This is a genomic window from Streptomyces sp. NPDC093252 (assembly GCF_040683675.1).
Taxonomy (GTDB): domain Bacteria; phylum Actinomycetota; class Actinomycetes; order Streptomycetales; family Streptomycetaceae; genus Streptomyces.
The window spans coordinates 349,447-362,818 of the sequence record NZ_JBFBEM010000001.1; the positions used below are offsets into that span (position 1 = coordinate 349,447).

Here is a 13,372-nt window from a genome sequence, read left to right on the forward strand (position 1 = left end):
AGGTCTCTTCAGGTCTCTTCAGGGTGTGCGGGTAGGTGTGGGTGCGGGGGTCGGGGCCGGTACCTGGTCGCCGTCCGCTGCTGTCACCTCCTCCGCCGCTTCCTTCTCCGCCGCGCTGATCGGCGGTACATGGCGGAGCAGCCACCCGGCCAGCACCGCCGTCGCGACCGCCAGGACGGCGCTGGCCGCCGCCGCGGTCTGGAGGCCCGAGGTGAAGGCGGCGCGGGCCGTGTCCGCGAGGGCCGCCGCCCGGTCGGGGTCGGTGAGCCGCCGGGCCGCGGCGAGCGCGGCGCCCACCGTGTCCCGCGCCCCGGCGGGGGCGTCGTCCGGCATACGGTCGCGGTACACCGCCGCCGCCAGACTGCCGGTGACCGCGATCCCGAGGGCCAGTCCGAGGTCGTACGCCGTCTGGCCGGTCGCGGCGGCGGCGCCCGCCTTGGGGGCCGGGGCCGCGCCCACCGCGAGGGTCGTACCGAGGACGCTGATCGGGGCGACGCCGAACATCACCACCGTGAGCGCCAGCGAGGTCGCCACCACCCCCGTCGCCACCATGAGCACGGCGTAGCCGGCCAGCGAGACCGCCAGCCCCGCCACCAGCACCCACGCCGGGCGGGTCCTGCGGGCCAGCGGCGGAGTCAGTTGGGAACCCGCCACCAGCCCCGCCGCGCCCGGCACCAGCCACAGCCCGGCCTCCAGCGGTGACAACCCGCCCACCGCCTGGAGGTACTGCGGCACCAGATACTCGACGCCGTTCAGCGCGGTCATGCCCAGCAGCAGGACGAGCAGGGCCCCGGTGAACTCCCGGCGACGGAACAGCGCCAGGTCCAGCAGGGGTTGGGCGAGCCGGTTCTGGCGGCGGACGAAGGCCGTGACCGCCGCCGCGCCCACCGCCGCGGACAGCGCCGCCGGACCGTTCGGACCGTGCTCGGCGATCTTCTTGACCGCGTACACCAGCGGCAGCACCGCCGTCAGGAACAGTGCCACGCTCGGCAGATCGAGCCGGCCCGGCCTCGGGTCCCGGTACTCGGGCAGCAGGACCGGCGCGGCCAGCAGGACCGGCAGCATCACCGGCACACCGATCAGGAAGACCGAGCCCCACCACCACCGCTCCAGCAGGACACCGCCCACGATGGGCCCGGCTGCCAGACCCGTCGACAGCGCGGTGACCCACATCGCGATGGCCGTCGCCCGCTGCCGGGGGTCGGTGAACATATGGCTGATCAGGGAGAGCGTCGAGGGCAGTACGGCCGCCCCCGCCACCCCGAGCACGGCCCGCGCGGCGATGAGCGTGCCCGGGTCCTGGGCGTACGCCGCGACCACGGAGGCGACCACGAACCCGGCCGAGCCGATCAGCAGCAGTCTGCGCCGCCCGACCCGGTCGCCGAGGGTGCCCATGATGACCAGCGTCCCGGCGGTGAGCAGACCGTAGATGTCGGTGATCCACAGCACCTCGGTGCCACTGGGCAGGAGGTCGGCGGTGAGGTAGGGGGTGGCGAGCCAGAGCACGCCGAGGTCGGCGGTCATGAGGGTGACGGGCAGGAGGAGGAGCGCGAGGCCGAGCCATTGGCGGGCTCCGGCGCGGGAGGTCGTGGCCGTGGGCAGGTCGTCGTTCATCGGGACGTCGTTCATGACGTCACCTCCAGCAGGGGTGCGGTGGGGGCGGGCGCGGGGCGGGCGCCGAGGGTCTCCCGGCGGGCCGCGTCGGCGTCGGCGAGGGTGGCGCGGACCCTGGTGGGCCGCAGATGAGCGGGGACACCGGTCATCTCGGTGCCGTGCAGCAGCCGTACCGCCGACGCGGTGATGCCGCTGAACTCCGAGATGCCGACGCGCAGTTGGATGTCCATGGCCCGGTCCAGGCCGGTGTGCGCGTACTGTTCGGCGGTGCCGCCCGCCAGGCCCAGCCACAGCATCCGCTTCCCGGCCAGCTTGGGGGCGCTGCGGCCGTAGGCGAAGCCGTAGTTCCAGACGCGGTCCACCCAGCCCTTGAGCACGGCGGGCAGCGAGTACCACCACACCGGGAAGACGACCAGGAGGTCGTCGGCGGCCAGGATCCGGTCCATATGGGCGTGCACCTCGTCCGAGTAGCGCTTGTCGCGGCGGGTCCAGTCGGGTTCGTCGGCGGGGTAGGTGCGCGGGTCGAATCCATCGGCGTAGAGGTCGAGGACGTCGACCGTGCCGCCCCCGTCCCGGATCCGGGCCTCCAGATGGGCCGCCACCTGCGCGGTCAGGGAGTCGGGCCGGGGATGGGCCACGACCATCAGCGTGCGGGACATGACAGCACCTCCAGAGGGCTGGGGCTGAGCGGGAGGAAGGGGAAGGGGAAGGGCAAGGGGGCGCGCGGGTCAGATGCCGAGGCCGGAGCCGCCGCTGGCGTCGATGTTCTGTCCGGTCACCCAGCGGGCGTCGGGGGAGGCGAGGAAGGCCACCACGTCGGCCACGTCGTCAGGTCGGCCCACCCGGTCGAAGACGGAGTACGCCGCGGCGTGGGCACGGGCCGCCGGGTCGGCCAGCCATGGGTGGATGTCGGTCTCGATGGTGCCCGGGGAGACCGCGTTGACCGTGATGCCGCGCGAGCCCAGGGTCTGCGCGAGCGTCAGGGTCAGCACCTCTATCGCGCCCTTGGCGGCGGCGTACGGTGTCATGCTCGGGAAGGCGGTCTTGGTGACGCCCGAGGAGATGTTGACGATGCGTCCGCCGTCGCGCAGCCGGGTCAGTCCCTTCTGGATGATGAAGAACGGGGCCTTGGCGTTGACCGCGAACACCCGGTCGTACTCGGCCTCGGCGACCTCGTGGATCTGTCCGGCGCCGACCACGCCGGCGTTGTTGACCAGGATGTCCAGGCCGTCGGCGTGGGCGTCGAACCCGGCCCACAGCGCGTCCGCGTCGCCGGGTGCGCCCAGTTCGGCGGCGAAGGCGAAGGCGGTGCCGCCCGCGGCCTCGATGACGGCCACGGTCTCCTTGGCGGCGCGTTCGTTGGTGGCGTAGTGCACCCCGACCCGGGCGCCCTCGGCGGCCAGCCGCTCGGCGATGGCCCGTCCGATGCCACGGCTGGCGCCGGTGACGAGAGCGGTCCTTCCGGTCAGACGCCGGGGGACGGAGGTGAGGGTGGGGGTGGAGGCGGAGGCGGGGGTAGGAGTCGTGGCGGTGGTGGTGGCGGTGGTGGTCATCGGGGTCTCCTCGCTGGGATGTGCCGTCGGGTGGTGCGGTGCGGAGGGCGTTTCCGTCCGCTGACCCACACCTTGCGGGCCGTCGCTTCGGGTTCGGCTCGGATGGTGTTCGGGTGAGGTCCGGGGGATGTTCGGGGCAGGGTTCGGGGGGTGCATGGGGCGGGGTTCGGAGGGTGTTCGGGGCAGGTCGGGGGCGGAAAAGGGGGCAACCGCGGCACCGCCCCGGGTTACGGTGATCGCCATGCGATTCGGGGTGCTGGGCGAGACAGCCGTGTGGGACGGCGCCGGGGTGCCCGTGCGGGTGCCCGAGCTGAAGGTGCGGGCCCTGCTCGCCTCGCTGCTCGCGCACGCGGGGCGCCCGGTGGCGACCGCCCGGCTGATCGACGACCTGTGGGGCGACGAACCCCCCGGCAACCCGGCCCGCGCCCTCCAGGCCAAGGTCTCCCAGTTGCGCGCCGCCCTCGACTCGGCGGAACCCGGCGCCCGCGAACTGGTCGTCACCCGCGCCCCCGGCTACGCGCTCACCCTCACCCCCGGCTCCCTGGACGCCCACCGCTTCACCGGCCTCGTCGCCCGCGCCCGCACCGAACCCGGCACCGTCCGCGCCGGGACCCTGACCGAGGCCCTGGCGCTGTGGCGCGGGCCCGCCCTCGCTGACTTCGCCGACGAGCCCTTCGCCCGCGCGGCCGTGACCCGGCTCGACGAGGAACGCCTCGCCGCCGAGGAACTGCTCGCCGAGACCCGGCTGGAACTCGGCGACGACACCGCCCTCCTCGCCGACCTCGGCGAACTGATCGCCCGGCATCCCCTGCGGGAGCGGTTGCGGGCGGTGCAGTTCCGGGCCCTGTACCGGGTGGGCCGCCAGGGCGAGGCCCTCGCCGGGTACGAGGAGCTGCGCCACCGTCTCTCCGGCGAACTGGGCCTCGACCCCAGCCCGGCCCTGGCCGCCCTGCACACCGCGATGCTCCGCCAGGACCCGGCGCTGGACGCCCCTGCCCGGCCCGGCACGCCACCCCAGGGGGAGCCCCTCCCACCGGCGAAGGCACCCGCCCAGTCCCCCACCCCACCCCGCACCAACCTCCCCGCTCCCCCGCTCACCCCCCTCGTCGGGCGCGAGGAGGCGGTCGCCGACCTGACCCGGCTCCTCGCCGAGCGGCGCCTGGTCACGCTCACCGGCCCCGGCGGTGTCGGCAAGACCCGGCTCGCGCTGGCCGTGGTGGCGGCGCTGGGCGGGACATACCCGGACGGCGAGTGGCTGGTGGAGCTGGCCGGGACCGACCGAGGGCCCGCCGGGGCCGCCACCCTGCCCGAGACCACCACCGCCACCGCCGCCCTGGCCGAGACCACCGCCCTCGCGCTCGGGCTGCGCGACGACGGGACCTGGGGGCAGCGCCCGCCGGGTGAGCCCGACCCCGGGGCCGCCGGACGGCTGGCGACGGCGCTCGCCGACCGCCGTCTGCTGCTGGTGCTCGACAACTGCGAGCACGTCGTGGACGAGGCCGCCGCCCTGGTCGAACGGCTGCTGCGCGCGGTGCCGGGTCTGACCGTGCTGACGACCAGCCAGGAACCCCTGGCACTGGCCGGGGAGACCCTGTGGTCGGTGCCGCCGCTCGCGCCCGCCGGGGCGCTGGAACTCTTCGCGGCGCGGGCCGCCGCCGCGGCACCCGGCTTCGTGCTCGACGACTCCAACCGGGCCGCCGCCGAGGCCGTCTGCCGCCGCCTGGACGGCATCCCGCTCGCCCTGGAACTGGCCGCGACCCGCGTGCGCGCCCTCGGGGTGCACCGGCTGCTGGAGCGCCTGGACGACCGCTTCCGGCTGCTCACCGCCGGGTCGCGCGGCGCCCCCGCCCGGCAGCAGACGCTCCGCGCGATGATCGACTGGAGCTGGGAGCTGCTGACCGATCCGGAGCGGGCGGTACTGCGGCGGCTGGCCGCGCACGCCGAGGGCTGCACCCTGGAGGCCGCCGAAGCGGTGTGCGCGGGCGGTGAGGTGGCCGCCGAGGACGTCCTCGGGATCCTCGCCCGCCTCATCGACCGCTCCCTGGTGACGGCCGCGCCCGACGGCTCCCGCTACCGGCTGCTGGAATCCGTCGCCGCGTACTGCCTCCAGCGCCTGGACGAAGCCGGAGAGCGTACGTCCGTCCAGGACCGGCATCTCGCCCACTACCGCGAACTGGCCGTCGCCGCCGAACCCCGGCTGCGCGGCCCCGGCCAGTTGCCCGCGCTGCACCGGCTCGACGCCGACGGCGCCAATCTCCGTACGGCCCTCGACACCGCCGTGCACCGGGGTTCGCCGGACGCGCTGCTGCTGGTCGACGCGCTCGCCTGGTACTGGATCCTGCGCGGCCGGCTCGGCGAGGGCCTGCGGTCCGCGACCGCCGCGCTCGCCGGGCCCGGCGGGGACCCGGTGCTGCGCGCCCGCGTCGGCGTCTGGCGCACCGGCCTCACCGTCCTCACAGGCGACGGAACCGACCGGGCGGCCCGCATCGAGGCAGCGGTGACGACCTACCAAGCGACCTACCAAACGGCCTACCAAACGGCCTACGAAGCTGCCCACGAAACGGCGTACGGAGCTGCCGACGGCCTGGCGTGCGAGGGAGCGGCGGTGCCGGGCGGCGGCGTGCCGGACGGCGGGAGTCCGGACCGGGCCCGCTGGTTCCTCGGTCACGCGCTGGCCGGGACCGGGAACATCGCCGAGGGCGAGGCGCTGACCGGCCGGGCCCTGGCCGGGTTCCGGCGGCGCGGCGACCTCTGGGGCGAGGCCGCCGCCCTCGCCGACCGTGCGACACAGCGGCTGCTCCAGGGCGCACTCACGGACGCCGGGCGGGACGCGGACCGGGCGGCCGAGCTGTTCGACCGGCTCGGTGACGCCTGCGCCGGGCTGTGGACGGTGTATCCGAGGGCGTCGCTCGCGGAGATCCACGGCGACTACGTCGGCGCGGCGGGGCTGTGGCGGGCCGGGCTGGAGGTGGCCCGGCGGTTCGGGACCTCACCGCAGGCGGTCGATCTGCTCGCCGGGCTGGGCCGGGCGGCGCTGCTCACCGGTGACCTGGACGCCTCGCGCACCCACCATGAACAGGCCCGGCGCGCGGCCGTCGAGATCGGCTTCCGGGCGGGCGAGATCAACGCCCGCCTCGGCCTGGCGCTCACCGCCCGCCGCGCGGGCCGCCTGGACGAGGCCGAGACCCATCTGCACGCCGTCCTCCAGTGGCACCGGGACGTGGGACTCGACGGCTCGAACGCCCTGATCCACGCGGAACTGGGCTTCGTCGCCGAACTGCGCGGGGACGCGGCCGGAGCACTCGACCGGCAGCGGCAGGGCTACACGACCGCCCTGACCACCGGCGACCCGCGCGCCCTCGCGCTCGCCCTGGAGGGCATGGCCGCCGCGCACACCCTCACCGCCGCACCGGACGCCCTGCGCACCGCCGCACTGCTGCTCGGCGCCGCCGACGCGGCCCGCCGCTCCACCGGGGCCCCGCTGCCGCCCGCCGAGAGCGGCGATGCCGACCGGGCGACGGCCCGGATCCGGGCGGGGCTCGACACCGCGGCGTGGGAGCGGGCCTTCGGCCGGGGCGGGGACCTGACGCCGCAGCAGGCGGTCGCCGAGGCGGCCGACGCCGGACGGTGAGCGGCACCGGATGGTGAGCGGTACCGGTCTTGGTGGCTACGGCTTCCCGATGAGACCCTCGATGCCGTCCAGCAGGCGCTGCAACCCGAAGTCGAACTGCCCCCGCGCGTAGGGCACCGCGCCCGCCGCGAGGGCCCGGCCGAGCGCCGGGAAGCGGCTGAAGTCGACCAGTCGGCCGAGTTCCTGGTCCCGCTCGCGCGACGCGTCGAGCCCCTCGCCGCCCCCGTCCCCCTCGCCACCCTCGCTCTCGCCCTCGCCCTCGGTGGCCCCGGCCGCCGTTGCGGCGGAGTCCCGCTGGAGCCGGGCCGCGCCGCGCACATACGCGTCGACGGACTCGATCGCGGCCAGTTTCCGCGGTTCGCCGAGGGCGACACCGTCGAAGATCCGCAGGGCGGAGTCCAGCCAGCGCATCATGTTCGGCCCCGGGACCTGCTCGGCGCCGCTCAGTTCGAGGACCCAGGGGTCGTCGCGCAGATCCCGCCACTCGGCCCGTGCCGTGGCCTCCAGTTTCGCCCGCCAGTCGCCGGGCCACTCGTGCGGCAGCGGTCCGGTGACGGCGACGGCGTCGATCATCAGGGCCTCCAGCTCGGCCCGGCCGGGGACGTAGGTGTAGAGGGAGGCGGCGGCGACTCCGAGGTGGCCCGCCACCCGGCGCAGGGACAGCGCGGCCGTACCGTCCCGCCGCGCCAGCTCGATCGCCGCGCCCACGATCTGATCCAACGTCAGCCCCCGTGCGGGCCCCCTGGCGCCGCGCCGGTCCTGATCCCACAGCAGCGCCAGCGCCCGCGCCCGCGCGTCCCCGGCAGCGCCCCGCTCCACCACCATGCCCGGACCTCTCCCTCACTTCACCCGGTGAAGCGCGCACCTTCCCGATACCGCGCCACACCCGGTTGTGCGCACACCCTAACTCCGACTACCGTTCGGACTTATCTTGAACACTGTTCGGAGTTTTAAGTGTCGCATCTGGACCGGAACTGGAGGAGTCCCATCGACACCACCCCCGCCGCCCCTGGCGCCACCACCCCCCACGCGCGCCGACGCCGCGCCGAACGCGCCCTGCGCGCCGCCACACTCACCAACGGCCCCAACGAACTCCTGGACTTCCTCCTCCCCCTCTGGGCCGGGGCCGCCCTGGGGCTGAGCCCCACCGAGACCGGCGTCCTGCTCGCCGTGGAGATGGCCGTCTCGGTCGTCGCCCGCCCCCTCGCGGGCGTACTGGCCGACACCCGCGAACGCCGCTCCGTCGCCGCGGTGGGCGCCCTGCTGTACGGGGTGTCCGCGGCGGGGTACGCGGTGACCCCGGGTGCGGCGGGCGCCTATGCCGCCGCGGTGGTCGGCGGGGCCGGGGGCGCGCTGCTCTGGGTCGCGCTCCGCGCCATCGTCGGCGAGGGCCTGAGCGACGACTCCGCGGCCTTCGCGAAACTGTTCTCCGCGCAGGAAACAGGCACCTGGGTCGCCTTCTTCGCCGGGCTGACCCTGCTGGGAAGGATCGACTACGACGGCGTCTTCTGGGCCTGCGCCGCGGCCTGCGCGCTGGCGGCCGGGGTACTGGCGTCGGCGCCGCGCCGGGAGCGGGCAGGCGGGGCGCGGGGGCGCGAGGGGCAGGGGCGCGAGGGGCAGGGCGGCTCAGGGCTCGGTGCCGTGGGGCGCCGTCTGCGGCCCGTGCTCGTCGCCGCCGTGTTCACCATGACGGCGGAGGCCGCCCTCTCCCTCCTCCTGCTCCTCCACCTCCAGCGCACCTTCGGACTCGACGCCCTGGGTGTGGCCTATGTCTTCCTGCCCGGCGCCATCGCGATGAGCGTCGCCGCCGAGCGGCTGCACACCTGGGTCGTACGGTTCGGCCGGAGACGGATCCTGACCGTCGCCCCGCTCGCCGGCGCCGCCTTCGCCGCCAACCTCGCCTGGGCGCCGAACCCCTATGTGATCGCCGTGCTGTGGATCCTCAGCGGACTCGCCTGGGCGGCGGTCGTCCCCGTCCAGCAGGCGGTGATCACGGAGGCGTCCGGCGAGCGGGGCGGGCGCGGGATGGGCGTCTACGAATCGGCGGGCCTGCTGGGCGCGCTGATCGGCGCCCTGCTGGGCGGCACGCTCTACGACACGGCCGACTGGACCGTCTCCTGCCTCGGTATCGCCGCCCTGCTGCTGGCCGGAGCCGGGGTCGCGCCCCGCGCGGTGGGGAAGGTGGGCGTGGCCGACGTACCCCCACCGGCCTCCGCGCCGACGCCGAAGCCCGAGCCATGACCCCGGAACCCCGGCACGGCGGCCCCTTCCGCGACCCGCCGCGGGGCAGGCCGTACGACGGTCCCGGTCGCACCGATGCCCCTGACACATCTGGCACCAATCAGGTACCATCCCCGCCATGCCATCACTGAACGTGTCCTTCTCCGACGAAGAGATGGAGGGCGTCCGCGCCTCCGCCGCGGCGGAGGGCAAGAGCCTCAAGCAGTATCTGCACGACCTCGGCGTACGGGAGAGCCACCGCAAGCAGTTCGTCGCCGGGGCCGCCGCCTGGGCCGACCGGCTGCGCGGCGAGTTCGACGAGGCGTTCCCCGAGGAGATCCCCCCGTCAGGGCGCGGCAGCGCCGCGGCGGCCTGATGGTGCTCCACATCGATGTCTCCTGGCTGCTGGATGTCCAGGAGGCCGCCCTCGGGCCGGACGATGTGACGGTCTCCGACTACTCGGCGCTGGTGGCCGCCGTCGCCCGGCACAAGACGCGGATGCCGACCCTGCACGCCTCCGATCCGGACACCGCCTGGCGCGCGGCGGCGCTGCTGCACAGCATCGTGCGCCTCGAACCCCTCCCCCACCGCAACGGCCTCTTCGCCGCGTTCGTGGCCGCCCAGTACATGGACCAGTCGGGGGAAGGCATCGATCCGCCCTACGGTGCCCTGTCCGACCTGGTGCGGAAGGTGCGGGACACCCGACTGACCGTCTACACGGTCGCCGAGGCGCTGCGGGCCTGGAGAGTCTGACCTCGCCGGCGGCTCCGCATCGGACCGGGCCGTTCGGGGGAAATCCGTCGCGGGCCGCGCCGGGGCCCTGCTGGCCTCCCGGGGGCCGTGCGAGAGAGCGAGGAGGTGGTACCCGTGGACACAGTATCGACATGGGTGCTCCCCTCCGGGGTCACGGTCGGGCGATAGGTCGTCCGGGAGCGCCGTTCCAGCGCGCTCCCGAAAGGCACGACGATGCGCTTCACTTCACGGCAGCACCTCGACTCCGGTGTCCTCGAACGCGAATTCACCCTCGGTGAGACCCCCGGCACCCTGTGGACCCCCGGCTCCACCGCCCCCGTCCCGCTGATCCTCATGGCCCACAACAACGGCCTGCCCAAGGCCCAGCCCCGGCTGGTGGCACGGGCCCGGCACTGCGCGGCGTACGGCTTCGCGGTGGCTTCCATCGACGCCGCCGGGTGCGGCGACCGGCCGCTTTCCGCCGCCGACGAACAGGCCCGCGCCGATCTGGGCCGGGCGATGCGGGCGGGTGAACCGGTCGACGAACTCTTCGAGTCCCTCGTCGGCCCGCTGGTCGAGGGGGCGGCACCGGAGTGGCGGGCCACCCTGGACGCCCTCCTCGCACAGCCCGGGATCGGCGGCCCGGTCGGATACTCGGGGTGGGCCGCCCTCGGGATCCGTCTCGCGGTGACCGAGCCGCGCATCGCCGCCGCCGGGTTCTTCGCCGGGGGGTATGTGCCCCGCGTCCAGCGCGCGGAGGCCCGGCGGGTCGGCGTCCCGCTGCTGTTCCTGCTCCAGTGGGACGACGAGGGCAACCCCCGCCGGCGGGCACTGGATCTGTTCGACGCCTTCGGCAGCCGGGAGAAGACCCTGCACGCCAATCCGGGCGGGCACACGGGCACCCCGTGGTTCGAGGTGGACGACGCGAACCGCTTCTTCGCCCGGCACCTGACGTAGGCGCCTGCCGGGGCGGTGCGCGGGCGGCGGCCGGGCGATGGCTGGGCAGTGGCCGGGCAGTGGCCGGGCGGTCGCCGCCCGCGCGGGGCGCGGCGGTCAGCGGGCCGGTCCGGGCTGTGATCGGGCGGCGGTCAGCGGGCCGGTCCGGCCCGTCTGCGGGCGACGGTCGGCAGGCCGGTCCGGCCCCTCGGGGGGGCTGCGGCCAGCAGGTCGGTCCAGCCCGTCGCGGGGCGACGGTCAGCAGGGTCCGTCCGGCCCCTCGGCCGGCGGTGGCTGTCGTGCCTGGTCCTGCGGCCCCCCGTGTTGCTAGCGTCGAGCGCATGATCGTATGGCTCAACGGCACGCACGGTGCGGGCAAGACGACCACGAGTGCGCTGGTGCGGCAACTGATCCCGGATTCACGGGTGTTCGACGCCGAGAAGGTCGGCGAGACGCTCATGGACATCACGCCGGGGCTGCCCGGGACGGGCAACTTCCAGGACTGGCCGCCGTGGCGGCCCCTCGTGGTCGAGACGGCCCGGCATGTCCTCGACTACACGGGCGGCACCCTGGTGATGCCGATGACCGTCCTGGTCGAGGAGTACTGGCGTGAGATCGGCTCGGGCCTCGCCCGGTACGGCATCCCGGTCCGGCATTTCGTTCTCCACGCCGATCAGGACACCCTCCGTGCCCGGATCGCGGGTGACACGGTGCTCGGCCCCGACTCCCCCTTCCGGCTCCAGTACCTCGAGCCCTACGCCGAGGCGGCCCGCACCTGGCTGCACGCCGAGGCCGAGGTCGTCGACACCACGCATCTCACCCCGGCGCAGGCCGCGCGGCGGATCGCGGAGGCCGTGGCGGGGTGAGCGGTGTCCGGGACGGGGCCGCCGCCCGTCCGGGACAGGTCCACCGCCCTCGCCGATCTGTCACCGTTCGTCGCGGAGTTGGAGAAGGTACGCGGCGGTCAGCGCAACGGCAGGGTCGTCGTCGTGGGTCAGGTCCGTGAGGGCCCGGGCCGCCGTCGTGCCGGGGATGCCCGCGAGTGCCTGGGTCAGCCGTCCGCGGGCGGGAGCCCGGGTGGTGGGGTGGGTGAGGCGGTCGGCCATCGCGGTCACGATCCGGTCGGCCGTCGCGGTGTCGCCCACCAGCCCGCTCAGGGCGTCGGCGGCGTCGGTGTCGTTCGTGCCCGCCACGATCATGTCGATGAGGACCGGGACCGCTTCGGCCGCTCCCCGGGTCCCGAGGGCCAGGGCCGCGTGCCCGCGCACCGCGGCGTCGGGGTGGGCGAGGGCGTCTTGCAGACGCGCGGTCGCCTCGTCGCCGGAGAGTTCGGCGAGGGACCGCACGGCCCGCTCGCGCACCGCCGCCACGGGTGCGTCCAGCCCCTCCGCGAGCAGGGCCGGGGCGTCCTCGCCCGCGCGCGCCAGCGCCCAGCGCAGGGCTCCGGCGACATGCGGGTCCGTCTCCCCGAGGGCCGCCTCGACCAGGGCCTCCACCGGTACCGGCAGCCCGTCGCCCGAGGCGAGGGCCGCGCGCTGCCGGGCGTCGGCGTCCGGTGAGCCCAGTGCCTGGAGGAGCGCGACGACCTGGAGGACGTCCGGCCAGTCGGCGGGGTCCGCGGCGTCGATCCGGCGCAGCCGGGTGAGCAGTTCGGTCTCGGCGGCGATGCGGTCGCGGGTCTGGCGGATGAGGTCGTCCACGAGTGCCGAGGGGGTGAATCCGGGGTCGTCGAGCGCCCGTCCGATCTCCCGCAGCGACAGGCCCAGCGACCGCAGGCTCTCGATGTGGAAGATCCGCCGGATGTCCCGCGCGGAGTACTCGCGGTAGCCGGAGCCCGTGCGGCCCGAGGGCCGTACCAGGCCGAGCGACTCGTAGTGCCGGAGCATGCGGGCGCTCACCCCGGACCGTCTCTCCACCTCACCGATCAGCACGGGACTCATCATCGTCCGCCCCGGGGGCCCCGGCGAGCGCCACGATCCGCTTGGCCTCCTCGATCGCCGCTTCGAACCCGGCGTCCGGGTCGCGCAGCAGCCGCCGGGTGGCGAGGGCGTGGGCGCGGACGCCCGGGTCGGGGGATGCCGTCGCCGCCTCCAGGGCGGGGACGATCCGCTCGCCCAGCGCGGTCAGCGCCTGGCTGAGGCTCAGCCGCGTCTCGCGGCCACCGCGTCCGAGCTGGGTGGCCAGCGCGGCGGCCAGGGCGCCCTCCTCGCCCTCCGGCACGAGCACGACCGCCGCCCGCCAGGCGCTCCGCGCCACCTCGTCGTCGGGGTCGGTCAGCAGGGCCCGGGTGATCGCCGGCCACGCCCGCCGGTCCCCGAGCTTGGACAGGGTGTGCAGCGCCTGGCTGCGGGCCCGGGTGTGCTCCGAGCGGACCGCGCGGAGCACCTCGGGGAGCGTCAGGGTCACCGGGTGGCGGGTGAGGGCCCAGGTGAGCATGTCGCGGACGAAGAACTCGGGCTCGATCGCGCACCGCTCGACGAGTGCGGCGACGAAGCGGGGGTCGGGTGCGGTGCCGACCGCCAGTGCGGCCCGCAGCCGCACCGACGCACGGTCGTCGCTCAGCGCCTTGAGCGCTCTCGCCACCTCTGCCGGTCCGGTCGTGGTCAGGGTCATCGGGACCACCTCCTGGGCAGCAGTGAAGACCTTGTCACGGTGTCAAGGTCAAGTGGCGCCGAGGGCACCGGAG

Annotated in this window: 12 protein-coding genes; 6 read left to right on the forward strand and 6 right to left on the reverse strand. The window is 75.2% G+C overall.

Annotated elements, in window-relative coordinates; translation table 11 throughout:
* Nucleotides 1-18: 18 nt before the first annotated feature.
* The 3 genes from AB0O01_RS01320 to AB0O01_RS01330 all read right to left on the reverse strand — a co-directional run bounded on the left by AB0O01_RS01320 (nucleotide 19) and on the right by AB0O01_RS01330 (nucleotide 3,167).
* Nucleotides 19-1,629 carry an MFS transporter gene (locus tag AB0O01_RS01320; RefSeq protein WP_365309715.1) on the reverse strand — a complete coding sequence of 537 codons (1,611 nt, stop codon included), beginning with the start codon at nucleotides 1,627-1,629 and terminating at the stop codon, nucleotides 19-21.
* Nucleotides 1,626-2,273, reverse strand: coding sequence for an NAD(P)H oxidoreductase (locus AB0O01_RS01325; RefSeq protein WP_365309717.1), 648 nt, complete (start codon nucleotides 2,271-2,273; stop codon nucleotides 1,626-1,628). Before AB0O01_RS01325 ends, AB0O01_RS01320 begins: the two co-directional genes overlap by 4 nt.
* 69 nt (nucleotides 2,274-2,342) lie before the next feature.
* Nucleotides 2,343-3,167, reverse strand: coding sequence for an SDR family oxidoreductase (locus tag AB0O01_RS01330; protein WP_365309719.1), 825 nt, complete (start codon nucleotides 3,165-3,167; stop codon nucleotides 2,343-2,345).
* 241 nt (nucleotides 3,168-3,408) lie between these two features.
* Here AB0O01_RS01330 and AB0O01_RS01335 point away from each other — a divergent pair, with 241 nt between their 5' ends.
* Entirely contained in the window at nucleotides 3,409-6,798 is a 3,390-nt protein-coding gene (locus AB0O01_RS01335) for a BTAD domain-containing putative transcriptional regulator (RefSeq protein ID WP_365309721.1), read from the forward strand.
* Nucleotides 6,799-6,834: 36 nt separating this feature from the next.
* Here the strand turns inward: AB0O01_RS01335 and AB0O01_RS01340 are convergent, their stop codons facing one another.
* On the reverse strand, nucleotides 6,835-7,623 hold the full coding sequence (locus tag AB0O01_RS01340) for a TetR/AcrR family transcriptional regulator (RefSeq protein ID WP_365309723.1): 789 nt from the start codon (nucleotides 7,621-7,623) through the stop codon (nucleotides 6,835-6,837).
* Nucleotides 7,624-7,752: 129 nt separating this feature from the next.
* On the opposite strand from AB0O01_RS01340, the gene AB0O01_RS01345 reads away from it, so the two are divergent.
* From AB0O01_RS01345 to AB0O01_RS01365, 5 genes are all read left to right on the forward strand, one after another.
* Nucleotides 7,753-9,039, forward strand: a complete 1,287-nt coding sequence (locus AB0O01_RS01345; RefSeq protein ID WP_365309725.1) for an MFS transporter — start codon at nucleotides 7,753-7,755, stop codon at nucleotides 9,037-9,039.
* Between the two features lie 118 nt (nucleotides 9,040-9,157).
* Nucleotides 9,158-9,394 (forward strand): hypothetical protein, encoded by a 237-nt coding sequence (locus AB0O01_RS01350; RefSeq protein WP_365309727.1) that lies wholly within the window; start codon nucleotides 9,158-9,160, stop codon nucleotides 9,392-9,394.
* Nucleotides 9,394-9,771 carry a toxin Doc gene (locus tag AB0O01_RS01355; RefSeq protein WP_365309729.1) on the forward strand — a complete coding sequence of 126 codons (378 nt, stop codon included), beginning with the start codon at nucleotides 9,394-9,396 and terminating at the stop codon, nucleotides 9,769-9,771. Before AB0O01_RS01350 ends, AB0O01_RS01355 begins: the two co-directional genes overlap by 1 nt.
* Nucleotides 9,772-9,984: 213 nt before the next feature.
* On the forward strand, nucleotides 9,985-10,707 hold the full coding sequence (locus tag AB0O01_RS01360; RefSeq protein WP_365309731.1) for an alpha/beta hydrolase: 723 nt from the start codon (nucleotides 9,985-9,987) through the stop codon (nucleotides 10,705-10,707).
* A gap of 320 nt (nucleotides 10,708-11,027) precedes the next feature.
* Nucleotides 11,028-11,552: an ATP-binding protein gene (locus AB0O01_RS01365; protein ID WP_365309733.1), complete on the forward strand. Its 525-nt coding sequence runs from the start codon at nucleotides 11,028-11,030 to the stop codon at nucleotides 11,550-11,552.
* A 60-nt stretch (nucleotides 11,553-11,612) separates the two neighbouring features.
* Here the strand turns inward: AB0O01_RS01365 and AB0O01_RS01370 are convergent, their stop codons facing one another.
* The gene (locus tag AB0O01_RS01370; RefSeq protein ID WP_365309735.1) at nucleotides 11,613-12,617 is read right to left on the reverse strand and encodes a HEAT repeat domain-containing protein; all 1,005 of its coding nucleotides are present in this window, start codon (nucleotides 12,615-12,617) and stop codon (nucleotides 11,613-11,615) included.
* Nucleotides 12,604-13,299: a HEAT repeat domain-containing protein gene (locus tag AB0O01_RS01375; RefSeq protein WP_365309737.1), complete on the reverse strand. Its 696-nt coding sequence runs from the start codon at nucleotides 13,297-13,299 to the stop codon at nucleotides 12,604-12,606. Before AB0O01_RS01375 ends, AB0O01_RS01370 begins: the two co-directional genes overlap by 14 nt.
* Nucleotides 13,300-13,372 lie beyond the last annotated feature (73 nt).